At 64.9% G+C, this 15,413-nt stretch carries 20 protein-coding genes; 4 read left to right on the top strand and 16 right to left on the bottom strand.

From position 1 onward, the window contains the following. Nucleotides 1-19: 19 nt before the first annotated feature. Together KW845_RS02895 and KW845_RS02890 are read right to left on the bottom strand one after the other, a co-directional pair. Nucleotides 20-379 carry an NADH-quinone oxidoreductase subunit A gene (locus tag KW845_RS02895; protein ID WP_218367664.1) on the bottom strand — a complete coding sequence of 120 codons (360 nt, stop codon included), beginning with the start codon at nucleotides 377-379 and terminating at the stop codon, nucleotides 20-22. Nucleotides 380-579: 200 nt separating this feature from the next. Continuing rightward, on the bottom strand, nucleotides 580-1,689 hold the full coding sequence (locus tag KW845_RS02890) for a porin (RefSeq protein WP_218367663.1): 1,110 nt from the start codon (nucleotides 1,687-1,689) through the stop codon (nucleotides 580-582). Between the two features lie 442 nt (nucleotides 1,690-2,131). On the opposite strand from KW845_RS02890, the gene KW845_RS02885 reads away from it, so the two are divergent. From KW845_RS02885 to KW845_RS02875, 3 genes are read left to right on the top strand one after another with little or no spacing between them, the layout of a single operon-like run. Then, nucleotides 2,132-2,749: a TetR/AcrR family transcriptional regulator gene (locus KW845_RS02885; protein ID WP_218367662.1), complete on the top strand. Its 618-nt coding sequence runs from the start codon at nucleotides 2,132-2,134 to the stop codon at nucleotides 2,747-2,749. A gap of 1 nt (nucleotide 2,750) precedes the next feature. Beyond that, nucleotides 2,751-3,179 carry a PaaI family thioesterase gene (locus tag KW845_RS02880; protein ID WP_218367661.1) on the top strand — a complete coding sequence of 143 codons (429 nt, stop codon included), beginning with the start codon at nucleotides 2,751-2,753 and terminating at the stop codon, nucleotides 3,177-3,179. After that, nucleotides 3,176-3,649, top strand: a complete 474-nt coding sequence (locus KW845_RS02875) for an NAD(P)-binding domain-containing protein (protein WP_255592338.1) — start codon at nucleotides 3,176-3,178, stop codon at nucleotides 3,647-3,649. Before KW845_RS02880 ends, KW845_RS02875 begins: the two co-directional genes overlap by 4 nt. On the opposite strand, the gene KW845_RS02870 is transcribed toward KW845_RS02875, so the two are convergent. The 3 genes from KW845_RS02870 to KW845_RS02860 are packed head-to-tail and all read right to left on the bottom strand — an operon-like array spanning nucleotide 3,633 to nucleotide 6,169. Beyond that, complete coding sequence (locus KW845_RS02870; RefSeq protein ID WP_218367660.1) at nucleotides 3,633-4,385, bottom strand: phosphatase PAP2 family protein; 753 nt, start codon at nucleotides 4,383-4,385, stop codon at nucleotides 3,633-3,635. The two genes, KW845_RS02875 and KW845_RS02870, sit on opposite strands and share 17 nt — an antisense overlap. A gap of 21 nt (nucleotides 4,386-4,406) precedes the next feature. Further along, a complete protein-coding gene (locus KW845_RS02865; RefSeq protein WP_218367659.1) occupies nucleotides 4,407-5,219 on the bottom strand; it encodes a metallophosphoesterase in 813 nt (270 codons plus the stop codon). Beyond that, the gene (locus tag KW845_RS02860) at nucleotides 5,216-6,169 is read right to left on the bottom strand and encodes a diacylglycerol kinase family protein (protein WP_218367658.1); all 954 of its coding nucleotides are present in this window, start codon (nucleotides 6,167-6,169) and stop codon (nucleotides 5,216-5,218) included. Before KW845_RS02860 ends, KW845_RS02865 begins: the two co-directional genes overlap by 4 nt. 85 nt (nucleotides 6,170-6,254) lie before the next feature. Between KW845_RS02860 and KW845_RS02855 the strand changes: the two genes are divergently transcribed. After that, nucleotides 6,255-7,460, top strand: coding sequence for an MFS transporter (locus tag KW845_RS02855; RefSeq protein ID WP_218367657.1), 1,206 nt, complete (start codon nucleotides 6,255-6,257; stop codon nucleotides 7,458-7,460). 6 nt (nucleotides 7,461-7,466) lie between these two features. Here the strand turns inward: KW845_RS02855 and KW845_RS02850 are convergent, their stop codons facing one another. The 11 genes from KW845_RS02850 to KW845_RS02800 form a co-directional block, all read right to left on the bottom strand. Then, complete coding sequence (locus KW845_RS02850) at nucleotides 7,467-8,048, bottom strand: cytochrome b (protein WP_218367656.1); 582 nt, start codon at nucleotides 8,046-8,048, stop codon at nucleotides 7,467-7,469. A gap of 88 nt (nucleotides 8,049-8,136) precedes the next feature. After that, entirely contained in the window at nucleotides 8,137-9,000 is an 864-nt protein-coding gene (locus KW845_RS02845) for an oxaloacetate decarboxylase (RefSeq protein ID WP_218367655.1), read from the bottom strand. Further along, the gene (locus KW845_RS02840) at nucleotides 9,000-9,515 is read right to left on the bottom strand and encodes a 3-isopropylmalate dehydratase (RefSeq protein ID WP_218367654.1); all 516 of its coding nucleotides are present in this window, start codon (nucleotides 9,513-9,515) and stop codon (nucleotides 9,000-9,002) included. Before KW845_RS02840 ends, KW845_RS02845 begins: the two co-directional genes overlap by 1 nt. Then, nucleotides 9,512-10,774 (bottom strand): 3-isopropylmalate dehydratase large subunit, encoded by a 1,263-nt coding sequence (locus KW845_RS02835; RefSeq protein WP_218367653.1) that lies wholly within the window; start codon nucleotides 10,772-10,774, stop codon nucleotides 9,512-9,514. The genes KW845_RS02840 and KW845_RS02835 overlap by 4 nt, the downstream gene beginning before the upstream one ends. A 14-nt stretch (nucleotides 10,775-10,788) precedes the next feature. After that, nucleotides 10,789-11,574 (bottom strand): GntR family transcriptional regulator, encoded by a 786-nt coding sequence (locus KW845_RS02830; RefSeq protein ID WP_218367652.1) that lies wholly within the window; start codon nucleotides 11,572-11,574, stop codon nucleotides 10,789-10,791. A gap of 21 nt (nucleotides 11,575-11,595) precedes the next feature. Continuing rightward, entirely contained in the window at nucleotides 11,596-12,561 is a 966-nt protein-coding gene (locus KW845_RS02825) for a tripartite tricarboxylate transporter substrate binding protein (protein ID WP_218367651.1), read from the bottom strand. A gap of 209 nt (nucleotides 12,562-12,770) precedes the next feature. Then, a complete protein-coding gene (locus tag KW845_RS02820; RefSeq protein WP_218367650.1) occupies nucleotides 12,771-12,935 on the bottom strand; it encodes a hypothetical protein in 165 nt (54 codons plus the stop codon). Between the two features lie 336 nt (nucleotides 12,936-13,271). Beyond that, nucleotides 13,272-13,598 carry an NIPSNAP family protein gene (locus KW845_RS02815; RefSeq protein WP_218367649.1) on the bottom strand — a complete coding sequence of 109 codons (327 nt, stop codon included), beginning with the start codon at nucleotides 13,596-13,598 and terminating at the stop codon, nucleotides 13,272-13,274. A gap of 9 nt (nucleotides 13,599-13,607) precedes the next feature. Then, the gene (locus KW845_RS02810; protein ID WP_218367648.1) at nucleotides 13,608-14,006 is read right to left on the bottom strand and encodes a cupin domain-containing protein; all 399 of its coding nucleotides are present in this window, start codon (nucleotides 14,004-14,006) and stop codon (nucleotides 13,608-13,610) included. A gap of 11 nt (nucleotides 14,007-14,017) precedes the next feature. After that, nucleotides 14,018-14,908, bottom strand: coding sequence for an NAD(P)-dependent oxidoreductase (locus tag KW845_RS02805; RefSeq protein WP_218367647.1), 891 nt, complete (start codon nucleotides 14,906-14,908; stop codon nucleotides 14,018-14,020). A gap of 14 nt (nucleotides 14,909-14,922) precedes the next feature. Next, nucleotides 14,923-15,318 carry a carboxymuconolactone decarboxylase family protein gene (locus tag KW845_RS02800; protein WP_218367646.1) on the bottom strand — a complete coding sequence of 132 codons (396 nt, stop codon included), beginning with the start codon at nucleotides 15,316-15,318 and terminating at the stop codon, nucleotides 14,923-14,925. Nucleotides 15,319-15,413: the final 95 nt, after the last annotated feature.

Genomic DNA, 15,413 nt, shown 5'->3' with positions numbered 1-15,413 from the left:
GCGTGCGGGAAGGCGTGGGTTATTCCCAGTCCAGCGCGCCCTTTTTCCATTCGTAGATGAAGCCCACCGTCAGGACTGCCAGGAAGATCATGACGGTCCAGAAGCCGACGAGGCCGACGGAACCTTGGGCGATGGCCCAGGGAAACAGGAAGGCAATTTCGAGGTCGAACAAGATGAAGAGGATGGCCACCAGGTAGTAGCGCACATCGAACTTCATGCGGGCGTCTTCGAACGCTTCGAAGCCGCATTCATAGGGCGAGAGTTTTTCGGCATAGGGACGCCGCGGCCCCAGGAGCGAACCCGCTGTCAGCAGCGCAAACCCGATGAGGGTAGCCACCGCGATAAACAGCAGGACGGGAAAATACTGTTGCAAGTTCATTCTGGCGTCCGTCAAATGCGCAAACCTTCAGATTGTAGCATTTGCTAAGTGACTGCCCGCTGAACCGCAAGCCCCAAAAACCAGGAACCGTTGACGTATGGCAGGAATGAAAAAGCCACCCCGAAGGGTGGCTTTTTGCAAGCGGACCAAGGCCCGCTTGCACGCTAGCAATCGAAGCGAAGCTTGCGCCTCGCAGCCGATTAGAAGCGGTGACGGATACCGACGCCGACAGCGGTGCTCTTCACGTCTTTGATGAAGGCATAGTCTTTGGCGTACGAACCGTAAGCGTACAGGTTGGTGCGCTTGGACAGGTCGTAGGTGTAACCCAACGAGAACACGTTCATCGTTTCGTCGCCGCCAGTCAGCTTGTCGTTGCTGGGGTCGACCATTTGCCACGAACCGAACAGCTTGCTGGCGCCACCGATGGGAGCGCTCAGGCCCAGCATGTAGGAATTCGACTTGAAGCCGTCAGCGAAGATGTTCGAACCCAGGTTGGTCGATTCCACGCCGCTGACGCCTTGGCCGCCGAACCAGCCGTCGGTGGTGCGGGCATAGGCCAGCGAGAGCTTCAGCACTTCGAAGTCATACGAAGCACCGATGCCGTACGAACGGGGGGTGGCGTCGACTTCGGCGTTCGATTGGTTGTTGCTGGCATTCAGCTGGTCGTACGACAGAGCGACGTTCAGCGGGCCGTTCACGTAGCGCAGGCCGGTGGTGATGCCGCGGACGTTGTCAGCGGTGGCGAAGCCAACACGATCGGCGTCGCCGGTGTTGTCATCAACGCTGAACGAGTAGCCAACGCCAAACTGGAAGCCGCTGTAGGACGGGGTTTGGTACATGACCATGTTGTCCCAGCGAACCGTGTTGGCGGCGCTGATGCCCACACCGATGTTGGCTTGGCCGAAACCAGCGCCGAACGGATCGATCGAGCCGAAGTACTTCGAGGTGATGTTGGTTTGACGACCGAAGTCCAGACGGCCCCAGCTGTCGCTTTGCAGACCGATGGTGGCTTGGCGGCCGAACAGGCGATCGCCTTGGGCGGAGTTACCGTTGCCGGAATTGAAGCCGCTTTCCAGTTGGAACACGGCTTGCAGGCCGTCACCCAGATCTTCGGTGCCACGCAGGCCCCAGCGCGAACCGTTCTGCACGCCGTTGATCATGCCGATGCGGCTGCTGTCGAAACCGTCGCCCTCGACCTTGTTGTAGCCGATACCAGTATCGATGATGCCGTACAGCGTCACCGACGTTTCTGCCTGGGCCACACCGGCGAAACCGGCGAGCAGGGCGGCAGCGAGCAGAGTCTTTTTCATTTAAGAAATCTCCGTTGATTTGAGTGACAAGAGCAGCAATGCTTGCGTCAGCCTGCCGCCCCCCTAACTCCGCGAAGGGAAGTTGACGCTATTGCATCAAAAAACCCAGGGACTGGCTATGGTCGCCACCAGAAAAGTGCCCGTTCTACGCTAGCGCTGTTGGTATCTTGCAACATCGGGCCCATCCGGGCAGAAACGTCTTAGTGTTTACCCTGCATAGGGGTCTAAGCCAATATTGGCGCGGTTTCGTGTGCGATTGCGGTATCGGCGCCTGCCTGCATGCGCCCTTACTTTCGTAACGCTGAACAATCCTGGACACAAGGAGCACAGACTGGATACATCTGTGCCGCCGTGACCCCGGCCTTTGAGGTGGGGCACTTATTGCATCGATAATAACAACGTTATTAAATAGAAGCATTGCTATATCCGGCTGATCATCGCCATGGAATCTTCTTCGACGCCGGCGACGGCCACGCGGGCGCAACGGCTTACCGCCTTGCGGCGCCAACTGATCCTGGACGCGGCGCAGCGGGTATTTCAGCGCGACGGCCTGGAAAAGACCACGGTACGGGCCATCGCCAAGGAAGCCGGCTGCACCACCGGTGCCATTTACCCCTGGTTCGGCGGCAAGGAAGCCATCTACGCCGAATTGCTCGAAGCCTCGCTGGAGCGCTTGCATGGACAACTGGAGCGCGCCCTGGATGGCCGCCCCGCCGGGGCGGCGCGACGCGTCATCGAAGCGTTCTTCCAGTACTACGCCGGGCGCGCCACCGAATTTTCGCTAGGCATGTATTTGTTCCAGGGACTGGGCCCGCGCGGCCTGGGCCGCGATGTGGACGACCGCCTCAACGTCCGCCTGCGCGACTGTGTCGACCAACTGGGCCGCGGCCTGCGCGCGGCCAAGCAATGGTCCGACGACACCGTGGCCGCCGAGCAGATGCAGGCATTCACCTACCTGATGGGACTATTGCTGCTGTTTCACACGCGTCGGCTCAAGTCGCTGGGCCAGCGGGCCGACGAACTGCTGGAACGTTTCTGCACCACGCTGGAGCATCGCTGACATGACACCCTCTTCCGCTCAACCTCGCATCAGCGTGGCGGATTTCCACCGCTTGCTGGCCGAACAGCATCCTTTTGCCGAAGTGCTGGGCATACAGATCACCGACATCGGCTATGGCACGGCGCGTGCCGTCCTGCCGGCGCGGCCCGCCCACCAGCGACTGGGCGGCATCGTGGCCGGCCCCATGCTGATGGGCCTGGCCGACCTGGCGCTATACGCGGCCGTCGTGGGGGCCACGGGCCAGGCCGGTGCCGTCACCGCCAGCCTGACCATCAACTTCCTGCGCAAGAGCCCGGCGGGCGATGTCATCGCCGAGGCTCGATTGCTGAAGACGGGGCGCCTGGCCGCGGGCGAAGTCATGCTGCGCGGCGAACATTCGCCCGAGCCCGTGGCGCACATTGTCAGCACCTGGTCGGTGCCGGCACCATGAACGTGCCGCTGCTTGCGCGCATAGGCATCATCGGCGTGGGCACGGCGGGCAGCGCCGCTGCGCGCAAGCTGCTGGCGGCCGCCCCGCCCGAGCTGGCCCTGACCGTCTACGACAAGGTACCGGAGCAATGCGAGCCGTTTCGCGGCATCGCCACGCTGGCGGCCTCGGCCCACGAAGCCCTGCATGAATCGGACCTGGTTTTGCTGGCGCTGCCCGGCCAGCGCGAAATCGACCGCACGCTGGAGCGGTTCAGCGACGGCAGGATAAGCGCCGACATCCGCGACAAACTGATCTGGAACTTGCGCGCCCTGCCGTCGGACGCGGCGGCAGGCTTGCGTCGTGCGGTAGAGGCGGCGGGCGCGGCCTATGTAGCGGAACCGGACGACCCGGCCATGGCCATGCTCCAGCTTCGGCAGCGTTTCGATGCGGCCGCCGCCCAGGCGGTGCTGCGGGCTATGCGCGCCGCTTGAACGTGCGCAGGCGTTCGGCCCCGGCCAGGCACAAGGACAGCCACGCCAGGCTGAGCGCGAAACCGGCGATGACATCGCTGAGATAGTGCACCTGCAGCAACACCCGGCTGGCGCCTATGGCCGTGATCAGGGCGGTGGCTGCGGCCAGGCAGGGCAAGTGCCAGCGCATCGGCAAGGTGCGCAGTGCCACATAGCAGGCAAACCCATAGACCGCCAGCGCCGCCGAAGCGTGCCCGCTGGGAAAGCTCCAGCCATCGGCATTGACGTAGCCGTGGACATGTTCGGGCCGCACGCGCTGGAACAAATGCTTGAGCGCCTGGTTGAGCGCGCCCGCGCCGCCCGTGACGACGGCGCACGCCAGGGCCAGCCCCCACTGTCGCCGCCACAACAGCCCTGCCGTCAGGCAGACCGCGATCACGGTAAGCAGGTTGCGGTCGCCCAGATAGGTGAACCACGATAACAACCACAGCAGCGATGGCGGCATGGACAGGCTGAGAGCGGATGCCAGGGCATTGTCCAGTTCGACCAGGCCGCCGCGCAGGCTCATGGCCACGGCCAACACCAGGAACACCCCCCCCGCCGCCGCCGCCACGCCCCAGCAGACCCAGGCCGACCGGGTGCCTGAACGCCGGCCCACGCGGCGCCCCAGTTTCCATGCGCACAGACCCGCCGCCGCCGGCAGGAACAGGAAGATCAATAGAGGATGGGCGGCAACCCAGTCGGTAAAGGCATCCATGGAGCAGTGAGGGCGAGGCGGCTAGCTGCCGCGATGCAGGTCTAGCACCTGGGTGGCCACAGAGCGGAATTCTTCGGTATCGGTAGCGTAGTCCCAGCGCTGGGCCGAACACTGATGGCGTCCACTATCGACCCAATGATCAATGACGTTGACCGAATTGGGAATACCGCCGCGCACCCGGCTCGACACGGCGGTGCCTGCCTGGATGGTCCAGGCCTGGCGCGGCACCGAGCCGGCCGCACCATGAACGGGCAGGACATACGGCAGGTGGATATGCCCGCCCAGGATGAGATCGGCGCCCGCATCGACCCACGCAGGAACGGCCAGGTCGCGGCCGATGAGCAGGTTGCTGCGATCGCTTTCGACGGCTGCGCGCACCGGATGGTGCAGCAGCACCATCCGCAGGCGCGCGGGGCCTGCCTCGCGCAGCCGCTGCGCCACCCGCAGCACCTGGCCGGGCGATACCTGGCCATTCTTGTGGCGGGAGGGACGGGTGGAATTGACGCCGATCGCCAGCAGGCCATCGGTTTCGACGACAGGTTCGAGATTCACGCCCAGCGCGCGCCGATAGGCGCCATAGGGGTCGAGCAGGCGCGCCGCCAGGTTGTACAGCGGGATATCGTGATTGCCGGGTACCGCCAGGACGGGCCGCTGCAAGGCCTGCACGAAACGGCGCGCGGCGGCAAACTGGCTGCGCCGCGCGCGCTGGGTGATGTCGCCACCCAGCAGCACCAGTTCGGGTTGCAGGCGTTGCGCCAGCGCCAGCAGCGCCTGCACCACCGGTTCGCGCTCGGTGCCGAAATGCGTATCGGAAATGTGCAGGATCCGCGTCATGCGCGTTCCGAGCGCTGCGCTTCGGGCGGCACCAGCAGCAGCAATGGCTGCGGAGATACGGTGAATTCGAGGGGCGTGTCCAGCCAGTGGATCTCGCCGTCCATGGCAACCTTGACGCGCCGGTGCCCACGCCCGATGCGCACTGTCAGGCGGTCGAAACCGAAACTGAAGACATGATCGGCATCGCCCAGGCGACTTAGCCAGCCGCGCAGCACCAGGCCATATAAGGCCAGCGTACCCACGGGCCTGACCCCCATGGCCACCAGGCGGCCGCTTGCCAGCTCGCCGGCTTCGGCAATGCCGACTTGCTCGAGTTGCAAGGCGTTGTTGCCCACCACGACGGTGGGCGTACGCAGCATGCGTGATTTGCCCTCGTGCTCGAGCTGTATCGCCAATTGCCGGTGCGCGCGCGCCAGCGTCACCAGGGCCGACCACAGCGCCACAGACCGGCTGCGACCATATCGCTGCTTGTAGGCTTCGCGGTCTTCCAGCAGCTGCGGGTACAGCCCCAGGCTGGCGTTGATCAGGAAGACTTGGCCATTGACCAGGCCCACCTGCACTGGCTGGGGTTGCGCCGCGACCAGGTTGCGGGCGGCGGCTTCGGTATCCTGGGCGATACCGTAGGTTCGGCCAAAATAGTTGAAGGTGCCCTGCGGCAGGATGCCGAACGGCAGGCCGGCGCCCAGTACCACCTGGGCCACGGCACTGAGCGTGCCATCGCCGCCGGCGGCGACCACCACGCCGCCTTGCTGCCGGGCCCGCTCGACGGCATCTTGCGCCGCGGCGGGCAGTTGCCGGCCATCGTCGACGGGTATCAGTTCATAGCGGCGGCCCGCTGCATCGAGCACCCGACGGATCGTATCCTGGACGTCGCGCACATTATCGCGGCCCGAGCCCGTGTTCTGCACGATGAAGAACGGCTCTTGGCCGGTAAGATGAGAAGGCGCCATGGCCCAAAGATAGCGCGTGACTGTGCCGACCGGCAAGCTGCGCCGGCTAGAATGACGATCTTGCCCAATTTCTTCGCGCATCATCGTGTCGAACCGCGACGCCCCCTTCAGCTTCAAGAAAATAGCCGTCCCCGCGTTCGGCCCTTCCATCCTCTACGGTGTCAGCAACGGAGCCATCCTGCCCGTGGTGGCCCTGAGCGCGCGCGAACTCGATGCCTCGGTGGCGACTTCCGGCCTGATCGTGGCCCTGATCGGCATCGGGTCGCTGGTCAGCAATATCCCGGCGGCGATGATCACATCGCGCTACGGCGAGCGGCGGTCCATGATGGGGGCGGCGGTGCTCAGCGTGTTCGCACTGCTATTGTGCATTTTTGCGGGCGACGCATGGATGCTGGCGGTGGGGGTATTTTTCATCGGCATGGCTTCGTCCGTATTCATGCTGGCCCGCCAGACATACATGATCGACGCCGTGCCGGTCTATATGCGCGCACGCGCCCTGTCGACCCTGGCGGGCACCATGCGGATCGGGGTGTTCGTGGGCCCGTTCGCGGGTGCCGCGCTGATTCATTTCATGGGCCTGCAAGGCGCCTACTGGGTGGCGGTGGTGGCCATGGCCGGCGCCGGGCTGATTGCCCACCTGGCGCCCGACATGACGCCGCCCGAACGCCCCGGCGCCGCCGTGCAGGCCAAACCGCGCGTGCTGGACGTCGCCCGGGCGCACCGGCACGTGTTCCTGACCCTGGGCCTGGGCATCCTGCTGGTCAGCGCGGTGCGGGCATCGCGCCAGGTCGTCATTCCGTTGTGGGCCGACCACCTGGGCATCAATCCCACCACCACGTCCATCATCTATGGCCTGGTGGCTGCCATCGACATGTCGGTGTTCTATCCGGCCGGCACCCTGATGGACCGGCGCGGCCGGCTATGGGTGGCCGTACCCTCGACCCTGCTGATGGGTTGCGCGCTGATCGGCACCTCGTTTACCACCGGAGTGATCGGTTTCGTTGTCGTATCGATGCTGCTGGGCATGGGTAACGGCATCGGCTCGGGCATCGTCATGACCCTGGGCGCAGATGCCGCGCCGCCCGCGGGCCGTACCGAGTTCCTGGGCATCTGGCGACTGGTGGCCGACCTGGGCAGCAGCCTGGGCCCGGTTGCCCTGTCGGCCATCACCGCCCTGGTCTCGCTGGCCGCCGCGGTGGCGGCCATGGGGGCGTTCGGCTTGGCCGCCGCCGCCGTATTCTGGCACTGGCTGCCGCGCGGCAACCCGTCGGCTGGCGGCAAGAATGCCTAGCGCACGCTAACGCAGGCGACCGGCCCGGCTACCGCCCCACATCCGGCGCAGCAACCCATCGCGCAACCAGTAATGATGGAACAGCGCGGCCAGCGCATGCAGGCCGGCCAGCACGATGATTACCCATGCGACTACGTTGTGCAGGTCGCCGAAAAAATGCCGCTGCTCGCGCACCAGCGGCAGAAGCTTCGGTATCGAAAACCATCCGAAGAACGTGAAAGACTCACCCTGCGCCCAGCGGAACAGGAAACCCAGCACGATCTGGGCCGCCAGCAATAGGTAAAGCGCGTAGTGCATGGTCTTGGCGCTTACCTGGAGCGCGCCGTGTGAAGCCGGCGGCAAGCGTCGGCCACCCGTGGCGCGCCAGGCCATCCGTAACACGATCACGGCGGTCAGCAACAAGCCCAGCGAGACATGCAGGCCCTGCAAGGATTTGCGTACGGGTGTACCGTGCGGCATCGATTCCCAGACCTGCGCCATGATGAATAGCGCGACCACCAATAGCGCGGTCAGCCAGTGCAGGACAATGGTGGTGCGATCGTAGGCGGACGCGGCGGCATCCAGCCAGAAGGTGCGAGTCGAGTGCATGCGGATAACCAGCGTATGAAGGAACCTTCAAGCGTATTCCCGCTTGCCTGACGACCCGCTGACACGCGCCGGGGGCCGTGCTCATGCACTAACCGTAGCGGCTGGCCTCTTCCAGCAAGGCCGGGGTGCCGATCACTGCATTGAGCTGGTCGAAGTCCAGCATGCGGTCGCGCCAGGGAGTGGTCGTACCGTGCTGGCGCAGGCTGCCGTAGTAGGCCTGCAGCGCGTGCGCCACGGCGCGGGCCGTGCCGCCCGGGAAAATAACAATGCGAAAGCCGCGCGCGGCCAGGGCCTCGGCGCTTTCGATGGGGGTCTGGCCGCCTTCCACCATGTTGGCCAGCAACGGAACTCGCTTGGCAAAGCGTGCGCAGGCGGCATCCAGCTGCGCGGGCGAACGCAGGGCCTCGATGAAAATGGCATCGACCCCGCATTCCAGGTAACGCTCGGCGCGCTCGAATGCGGCGTCCAGCCCTTCTACCGCCACGGCATCGGTACGCGCCAGGATCAGCGTGGCATCGCTGGCTCGCGCGTCCAGCGCAGCGCGCAGCTTGCCGCACATTTCATCGGCGGATACCAGCGACTTGCCGCTCAGGTGCCCGCATCGCTTGGGAAAGCCCTGGTCTTCCAGCTGGATCATGGCGGCGCCGGCGCGCTCGAAGCCGCGCACGGTACGCTGCACGTTCAAGGCATTGCCGAAACCGGTATCGCCATCGACGATCACCGGGCAGCGCACGCGCTCGGTGATGCGCGCCAGGACGTCTTCGACTTCGGTATAAGTGGTCAGGCCGACGTCGGAACGACCCAGACGCGTATAGGCGATGGATGCGCCAGACAAGTACAGGGCGTCGAACCCCGCCTGCTCGGCGACCAAGGCCGACAGCGCGTCGTAGATGCCGGGGGCCAGCAAGGCCTGGCCGGCGGCCAGCTTGTCTTTCAAGAGACGTGGAGTCATCAGGCTCTCATTGGGTGACGGGGCAGCGAGCCATCGGCCAGCCGCCGCTTGAGTTGCATCAGCAGGCCGCCCGCCTGCACCATGTCGAGCAAGAAACCGGGTACCGGCTCGCAGGGCAACGCAGTACCGTCGGCACGCAGCACGCGACTATTGGGCAAGTCGATGCCTACCTGTTCGCCTTCGGCGATTTCGCCGGCGCGCTCGCAGGTCAGCAGCAGCAGGCCCACGTTGAACCCGTTGCGAAAATACAGGCCGCTGAAACTGGGCGCGATGACCGCGCGCAGGCCCAGTTGCACCAGCGCGGCGGCAGCCTGTTCGCGCGACGATCCGATGCCGAAGTTGCGCCCGGCCACCAGCACATCGCCCGGCTGCACGCCGTTCGCGAAGTCCGGGCGTATGCCTTCCAGGCAATGGCGCGCGATGTCGGCAATACCGAACTTCATGTAGGCGCCCGGCGCGAGCTGGTCGGTGTCGACATCGTCGCCGACGCGCCAGGCTTTGTGCGTAGTGCTCATGACAGGATCTCGCGAGGATCGGCGATGCGGCCGGCCAGGGCCGACGCCGCCACGGTATACGGAGACGCCAGGTAGACCTGGGCGGTGGCCGCGCCCATGCGGCCTTTGAAATTACGCGCCGTCGTGGCAATGACATTGGCGCCTTCGGGAATGGACCCGCCATAGCCCGAGCAGGCGCCGCACGACGTGGGCAGCAGCGTGGCGCCCGCTTGCAGCAAAATGGGCAGCACCCCTTCGGCCTGGGCCGCGGCCTGGTCGCGCTGGCTGGCAGGCGCCACCATCAAGGTGACGCCCGCGGCCACCCGCCGCCCTTGCAACACCTGCGCAGCCGCCCGCAAGTCATCGAGCTTGGCACCGGTACAGGCGCCGATATAGGCCACGTGCACGGGTGTATCGCCATAGGCCCGCACCGGGGCGGCGTTGGCCGGACTATGCGGGGCAGCCACCTGCGGCTCGAGGACGGTGGCATCGAAGTCATGCCACTGCGCGGCCGCATCGGGATCGGACTGCCAGCCGGCCGTATCGACTGCGGCGACGCCGGCCTGGCGCAAGTAGCGCCGCGTGGTCTCGTCGGGCGCCACCAGGCCGGCCTGCGCGCCCAGTTCCGCCGACATATTCGATAGCGTCATGCGTTCTTGCATGGACAGCGCGCGTACCGCTTCGCCGCAGAATTCCACCGCCTGGTAGCGGCCGCCATTCATGCCATGAATGCCTATCATGTGCAGCATCATGTCCTTGGCGGTCACGCCCTGCCGCAAGCGGCCATTCCAGCGCATCATCAGCGTATCGGGCACCCGCATCCAGATCTCGCCGCTGGCGACCACGCCCAGCATCTCGGTGCTGCCCACGCCGAACATGTAGGCGCCGAAGGCGCCGCCGGTGGGCGAATGCGAATCGCCCCCCACGCAGAACATGCCGGGACGCACATGGCCGTGCTCGGATACCACCACATGGCAGATACCCACCGAATCGTACACATGGGGCAGCGCCTGTTCGCGCGCCCACTCGCGTGCAATGCGCACGATTCGGCGCGATTCGTCATCGGCCTCGGGAACATAATGATCCATCACCAGCACGACTTTGGAACGGTCCCACAGCCCGGTGCCTAGCTCTTCGAGCATCGGCTTGAGGCGGCGCGGGCCGCTGGAATCGTGGAACATGGCCAGGTCGACCTTGCACGTCAGGATTTCACCGACACCTACGGCATCGCGGCCGGATGCGGCGGCCAGCAACTTCTGGGCCAGGGTCTGGGCAGGCATGGGGCAGGACCTATTCAAGCGCTCACCCGCTGCGGCGTGGCGGCAGGCAACCAAGTGGGCTGGCCGGGCATGTCGTGGGCTTGCATGTTCATACGGTATTCATAGCGATCGGGCCGGTACTGGGCATGCAGCCATTCGACCGGCCGGCCCGATTCGTCGCGCACTACGCGATGCAGGCTGAGCAGGGCCGAGCCCACCGGGACATCGAGCAGTTCGGCGATGCCGGGTTCGGCCAGCACCGCCGAAATCGATTGCTCGGCGCGCGCCACGCGCACGCCCAGGTCGCGAAAAATGGCCAGCAGCGGCTTGGACCCGAGGTCTTTACGGCGGATGCGCTGGCCGATGTCATCGGGCACGAAAGTGGTCAGGTACGAAAACGGCAAGCCCTGGTGGCTGCGCACCCGTACCGAACGCTGCACCAGGGTGCCGGCAGCCAGCTCCAGGCGCACGGCCACTTGGGGCGTGGCCGGCGCGGTATCGAGTTCCAGCAGGCGGACCTGGGTTTGCATACCCATGCGGGCCATGTGCGCCAGCAGCGCGTCGATGTCGGAGCTTTGCTGCGGCACCGATAGCAGCGCGGGCTTGGCGACAAACGTGCCGCGGCCCTGGCGGCGCTCGACCAGGCCTTCGGATTCCAGCGCGTCGAGAGAACGCCGGATGGTCAACCGGGATACGCCGTATTCGGCCGCCAGCGCGTTTTCACCTGGCATGGCCGCGTCCGGACCGAAGCCGTCCGCCAGCAGCCGTTGCTTCAGCAGCAGGTATACCTTGTGATAAAGAGGCAACGGGCTATCGGACACGGTGTGGCTCCACAGGAAAAATCAATCGACCGTGGCGCCGGTGAACTTGACGATCTCGGCGTAACGCTCGATATCTTTGCGTACAAAGGCATCCAGTTCTTCCGGGCTGCTGCTGACCGCGATGGCGGCATCGCGCTCGAGCAATTGGCGAAACTCGGGCGTATCGACCGCCTTGCGCGCCGCGGCATTGAGCATCGCCAGCTTCTCGGGCGGCAGCTTGGCCGGGCCGAACAGGGCAAACCACGCGTTGGACTCGAAACCTTTGATGGTATCGCCGATCGGCGGCACGCCGGGAAACTGGGGCAGCGCCTGCGGGCTGGTGACGCCCAGCGCCTTGAGCGCGCCATTGTTGATATGCGACAAGACGTTGAGCGAACTGGCAAACATCATGTCCACCTGGCCGCCCAGCAAGTCGTTGATGGCCGGTGAGGTGCCTTTGTATGGCACATTCAGGATATCCAGGCCAGCCATCATTTTCATGCGCTCACCGGCCATGTGCACCGACGAACCGATGGCGGCCAGCGCCATGGTGTACTTGCCGGGGTCGGCCTTCACCAGCGATACGAATTCCGGCATGGACTGGGCCGGAAAATCTTTGCGCGCGACCAACACGCTGGGCACATTGGCCAGCATGCTGATGGGCGTGAAATCGCGCACCGGGTCGAACGGCAGGTTGCGGTACAGAGAGGCATTGATGGAAAAGCTGGTGAACGTGACCAGCAGGGTGTTGCCGTCGGGATTGCTCTTGGCGACATAGTCGGCGGCGATGTTGCCGCCCGCGCCCGGCTTGTTCTCGACCAGCACGGTGCGCTTCAGATCCAGCGACATGTGCTGCGCAATACTGCGCGCCACGGTATCGGTGGTGCCGCCTGGCGGAGCGCCCACGACCAGCTTGATGGCGTCGCCCTGTGCGGCAGCGGGGGCCAGCGGCAATGCCAGCGCGCCCAATAGCGCACAGCCCGCGACCATGCGATGCATTCCCTGCATGATCAGTCTCCTGATATGTTGTATTGATGACAGTACAAGTATACCGGTAGCTGTAGGCAGGCGGCAAGCGGGGTATCACCAGAGGGGAGGCTGCATCGACAGAGCCATGCAGCGTAAGAGTGAGCCACCTGGGGCGCATCACCCCCGACCGGCGCCTCGGTATCCAAAGCCGCCAGACACCCGAGTGCCTGGCGGCCGGGATCAGGAACTCAATCGCTATCGCGCTGCGCGCTGTCGGCCTCGAGCATGGCCAGGCGGAACAGCATCAGCACACAGGCCAGGAGGCCCGCCCCTGCCAGAATCCAGCCGACCAGTTCGCCGAGCCAGGGCACCGCCAGCAGCGGAGCAGCCAGGCCTGCCAGGGGAGCCAGCATGAGGCACGCCATGAACGTGCGCCTGCTGTCGCCAGCGCGGGCTCGAGCCGGCCGCACGCGGCGGGCTTGATGGGCGGAACGCGCTTTGCCGGCGCGTTCTCGTTCGAACTCCACATACACCACAGCCATAAGCCCCTCCTAGCTTACTTCCGTGCAAGGCACATGCCCTGCGCGGAATTCTGGCCTGGCGATGCGGCATGGCCGGGCTGTACCGCCCGATCCGCCGCAAACACCAGTGGGTTGTCTCGCGAATTGTTGTTACCTCAATGGATACTCCTATCCTGGCCGCACCGCAATCGGGTTTTGCGCGAATGCCACAATTTTTCGGTGTCTACCCTATTTCAACGCGGAGTATGCGGTCGGTGCCAGGAACTGGTTTTCGACACGTTCGACGATGATTTTTTCCGCTTCGCTGGCGGCGCGCTTGGCGATCCAGTCGGGGTCGGCCTGGAAGGCATTCCATTTGCGCTCGCGTTCGGCCAGGCTTTCCCATTTCAGCAGGTAGGTCAGCGATTGATTGGTAGGCCCGGCCAGCGTGGTCCAGAATCCGATCTGCTCGATGCCGTGCTTCTTGAAGAAGCCCAGGGTGGCACTGGTGAAACGATCGTGCAGCGCGGGCAGCCGCCCGGGCGCGCAATGGTAGATACGCAGTTCGACGATCATGGTGCCTCCTTATCCGGCCGCGCCAGTGCCGCGCTGGTAGTCTTGCTCGGAGACCTCTTCCTGCCATTCGCTCTTGCCCAGCGAGGTGGCTGTGTGGATCATGTAGGTGTCGGCCGCGGCGCCATGCCAATGACGCTCGTTAGGCGGGATCCACACCACGTCGCCCTGGCGAATCGGCTGGGCGGGCTGCCCTTCGACGCAGATCCAGCCGCGCCCGGCGGTCACCTGCAGGATCTGGCCCAGCTCATGCGTGTGCCAATAGGTACGCGCGCCCGGCGAGAAAAATACCGAATTGATCGTGACATTATCGGTAGTGGGCATGATGGGATCACCCCACACCACGCCCGTGAACGTTGAGCTGCGCTGTTCGGAAATCTTGCCTTCGGCCCTGCCGTGGAACACCTTCATTGACTGCCTCCTCAAGTTTTCAAACGGACGCCACCGCTGACATCGCCAATGGCATCCACGACACGATTGCTGATCTGTTCGCCGTAACCCAGCGCCGTGGCCAGGCCAAAGCACGACATCGGCCCGGACGCATTGAGCGACGCGACACCCAGTTCGCGCGCCAAGTCCACGTACAGCACGACGTCTTTGGTCATGAGCTTGCTGGTCAACCCGCCTTCCAGGTAATTGCCATCGACAATGTGCGGAAAGCGGTTCAGCGTGGCGAAGTTCACCCCGCTGCTGCTGTTGAGCACCTCGAGCAAGCGATGCAGGTCGAGCCCGGCCTTCTTGCCCGCCACCATGACTTCGGCCGTGGCCGCCAGGCTGACCGCATTCAGGAAGTTGTTCAACAGCTTGGTGGTGTGGCCCGCACCGCTGGCGCCCATGTTCAGCACCTTGCTGCTGAAGGGCGCGAACACCCATTGCAGGGCCTCGATGGTGTCGGCATCGCCACCCACCATCAAGGTCAGCGAGCCCTTTTCCGCCGCGGCCGCGCCGCCCGAGATCCCGGCATCGACGAACTGTACGCCGCGCGTCTTGAACAGACGCGCCAGGCGCTGCGTGGAACTGGCGGCCGCGGTGCTAAGGTCGACCACCACCTGGCCCGCCCGGCACGAAGCCAGGATGCCGTCCTGGCCTTCGACCACCGCTTCCACGACGCGGCTGTCGGGCAGCGACAGCAGCACCACGTCGGCGTATTGGACGGCCTCGCGCACCGAGGCGGCTGCCTGCGCACCCGCGGCCCCTGCCCGGCCCGCATCGGTATCGTATCCGCACACCGCGACGCCCGCATCGACCAGGCGCCGCGTCATGCGCCCGCCCATATTGCCCAACCCGATGAATCCGACCCGATCCTGTTGCATGGCTGCCGCCCTTGCTATGCCTTGCCGGCGTCGGCTTCGTAGGCACTGATCGCCTGCGACGCGACCCGGAACGCGGCCAGGGCCAGCGGCACGCCGCAATACACCGACGCCTGCATCAGCACCGCCCGGATCTCGTCTTTGCTTACCCCATTTTGCAGCGCACCCTTGACGTGCGCTGCCAGTTCGTGATGCTGGCTCATGGCGGTCAGCATGGCCAGATTCAGCATGCTGCGTGTCTTGAACGGCAAAGTGGGGTCGCCCCAGATTTCGCCCCAGCAGTACTCGGTGACCAGCTTTTGCATCGGCCGGTTGAAATCATCTGCCGCGGCCCACGACTTTTCGACGTGAGCGGCGCCCAGCACCTTCTTGCGGTTTTCCAGGCCTTTCTCGAACTGATTGGTGTGTTCCATGCTGAGTTTCCTTTGTGTGCTGCGTGTGCTGCTTCTACCAACCGATAATACAATAATTCAATATTTCCCCAAAACCGCAGGCGGCCGCCGCGGCG

The organism is Bordetella sp. BOR01 (assembly GCF_019218885.1).
Lineage (GTDB): Bacteria > Pseudomonadota > Gammaproteobacteria > Burkholderiales > Burkholderiaceae_B > Bordetella_A.
Note: the sequence above shows the minus strand (reverse complement) of the source record. Positions and strands in the feature narration are given on the sequence as shown.

Bases quoted from the DNA above. Each gene is read 5' to 3' on its own strand.
- KW845_RS02895 (WP_218367664.1), bottom strand. From the start codon at position 379: ATGAACTTGCAACAGTATTTTCCCGTCCTGCTGTTTATCGCGGTGGCT.
- KW845_RS02890 (WP_218367663.1), bottom strand. From the start codon at position 1,689: ATGAAAAAGACTCTGCTCGCTGCCGCCCTGCTCGCCGGTTTCGCCGGT.
- KW845_RS02885 (WP_218367662.1), top strand. From the start codon at position 2,132: ATGGAATCTTCTTCGACGCCGGCGACGGCCACGCGGGCGCAACGGCTT.
- KW845_RS02880 (WP_218367661.1), top strand. From the start codon at position 2,751: ATGACACCCTCTTCCGCTCAACCTCGCATCAGCGTGGCGGATTTCCAC.
- KW845_RS02875 (WP_255592338.1), top strand. From the start codon at position 3,176: ATGAACGTGCCGCTGCTTGCGCGCATAGGCATCATCGGCGTGGGCACG.
- KW845_RS02870 (WP_218367660.1), bottom strand. From the start codon at position 4,385: ATGGATGCCTTTACCGACTGGGTTGCCGCCCATCCTCTATTGATCTTC.
- KW845_RS02865 (WP_218367659.1), bottom strand. From the start codon at position 5,219: ATGACGCGGATCCTGCACATTTCCGATACGCATTTCGGCACCGAGCGC.
- KW845_RS02860 (WP_218367658.1), bottom strand. From the start codon at position 6,169: ATGGCGCCTTCTCATCTTACCGGCCAAGAGCCGTTCTTCATCGTGCAG.
- KW845_RS02850 (WP_218367656.1), bottom strand. From the start codon at position 8,048: ATGCACTCGACTCGCACCTTCTGGCTGGATGCCGCCGCGTCCGCCTAC.
- KW845_RS02845 (WP_218367655.1), bottom strand. From the start codon at position 9,000: ATGACTCCACGTCTCTTGAAAGACAAGCTGGCCGCCGGCCAGGCCTTG.
- KW845_RS02840 (WP_218367654.1), bottom strand. From the start codon at position 9,515: ATGAGCACTACGCACAAAGCCTGGCGCGTCGGCGACGATGTCGACACC.
- KW845_RS02835 (WP_218367653.1), bottom strand. From the start codon at position 10,774: ATGCCTGCCCAGACCCTGGCCCAGAAGTTGCTGGCCGCCGCATCCGGC.
- KW845_RS02825 (WP_218367651.1), bottom strand. From the start codon at position 12,561: ATGCAGGGAATGCATCGCATGGTCGCGGGCTGTGCGCTATTGGGCGCG.
- KW845_RS02820 (WP_218367650.1), bottom strand. From the start codon at position 12,935: ATGCTGGCTCCCCTGGCAGGCCTGGCTGCTCCGCTGCTGGCGGTGCCC.
- KW845_RS02815 (WP_218367649.1), bottom strand. From the start codon at position 13,598: ATGATCGTCGAACTGCGTATCTACCATTGCGCGCCCGGGCGGCTGCCC.
- KW845_RS02810 (WP_218367648.1), bottom strand. From the start codon at position 14,006: ATGAAGGTGTTCCACGGCAGGGCCGAAGGCAAGATTTCCGAACAGCGC.
- KW845_RS02805 (WP_218367647.1), bottom strand. From the start codon at position 14,908: ATGCAACAGGATCGGGTCGGATTCATCGGGTTGGGCAATATGGGCGGG.
- KW845_RS02800 (WP_218367646.1), bottom strand. From the start codon at position 15,318: ATGGAACACACCAATCAGTTCGAGAAAGGCCTGGAAAACCGCAAGAAG.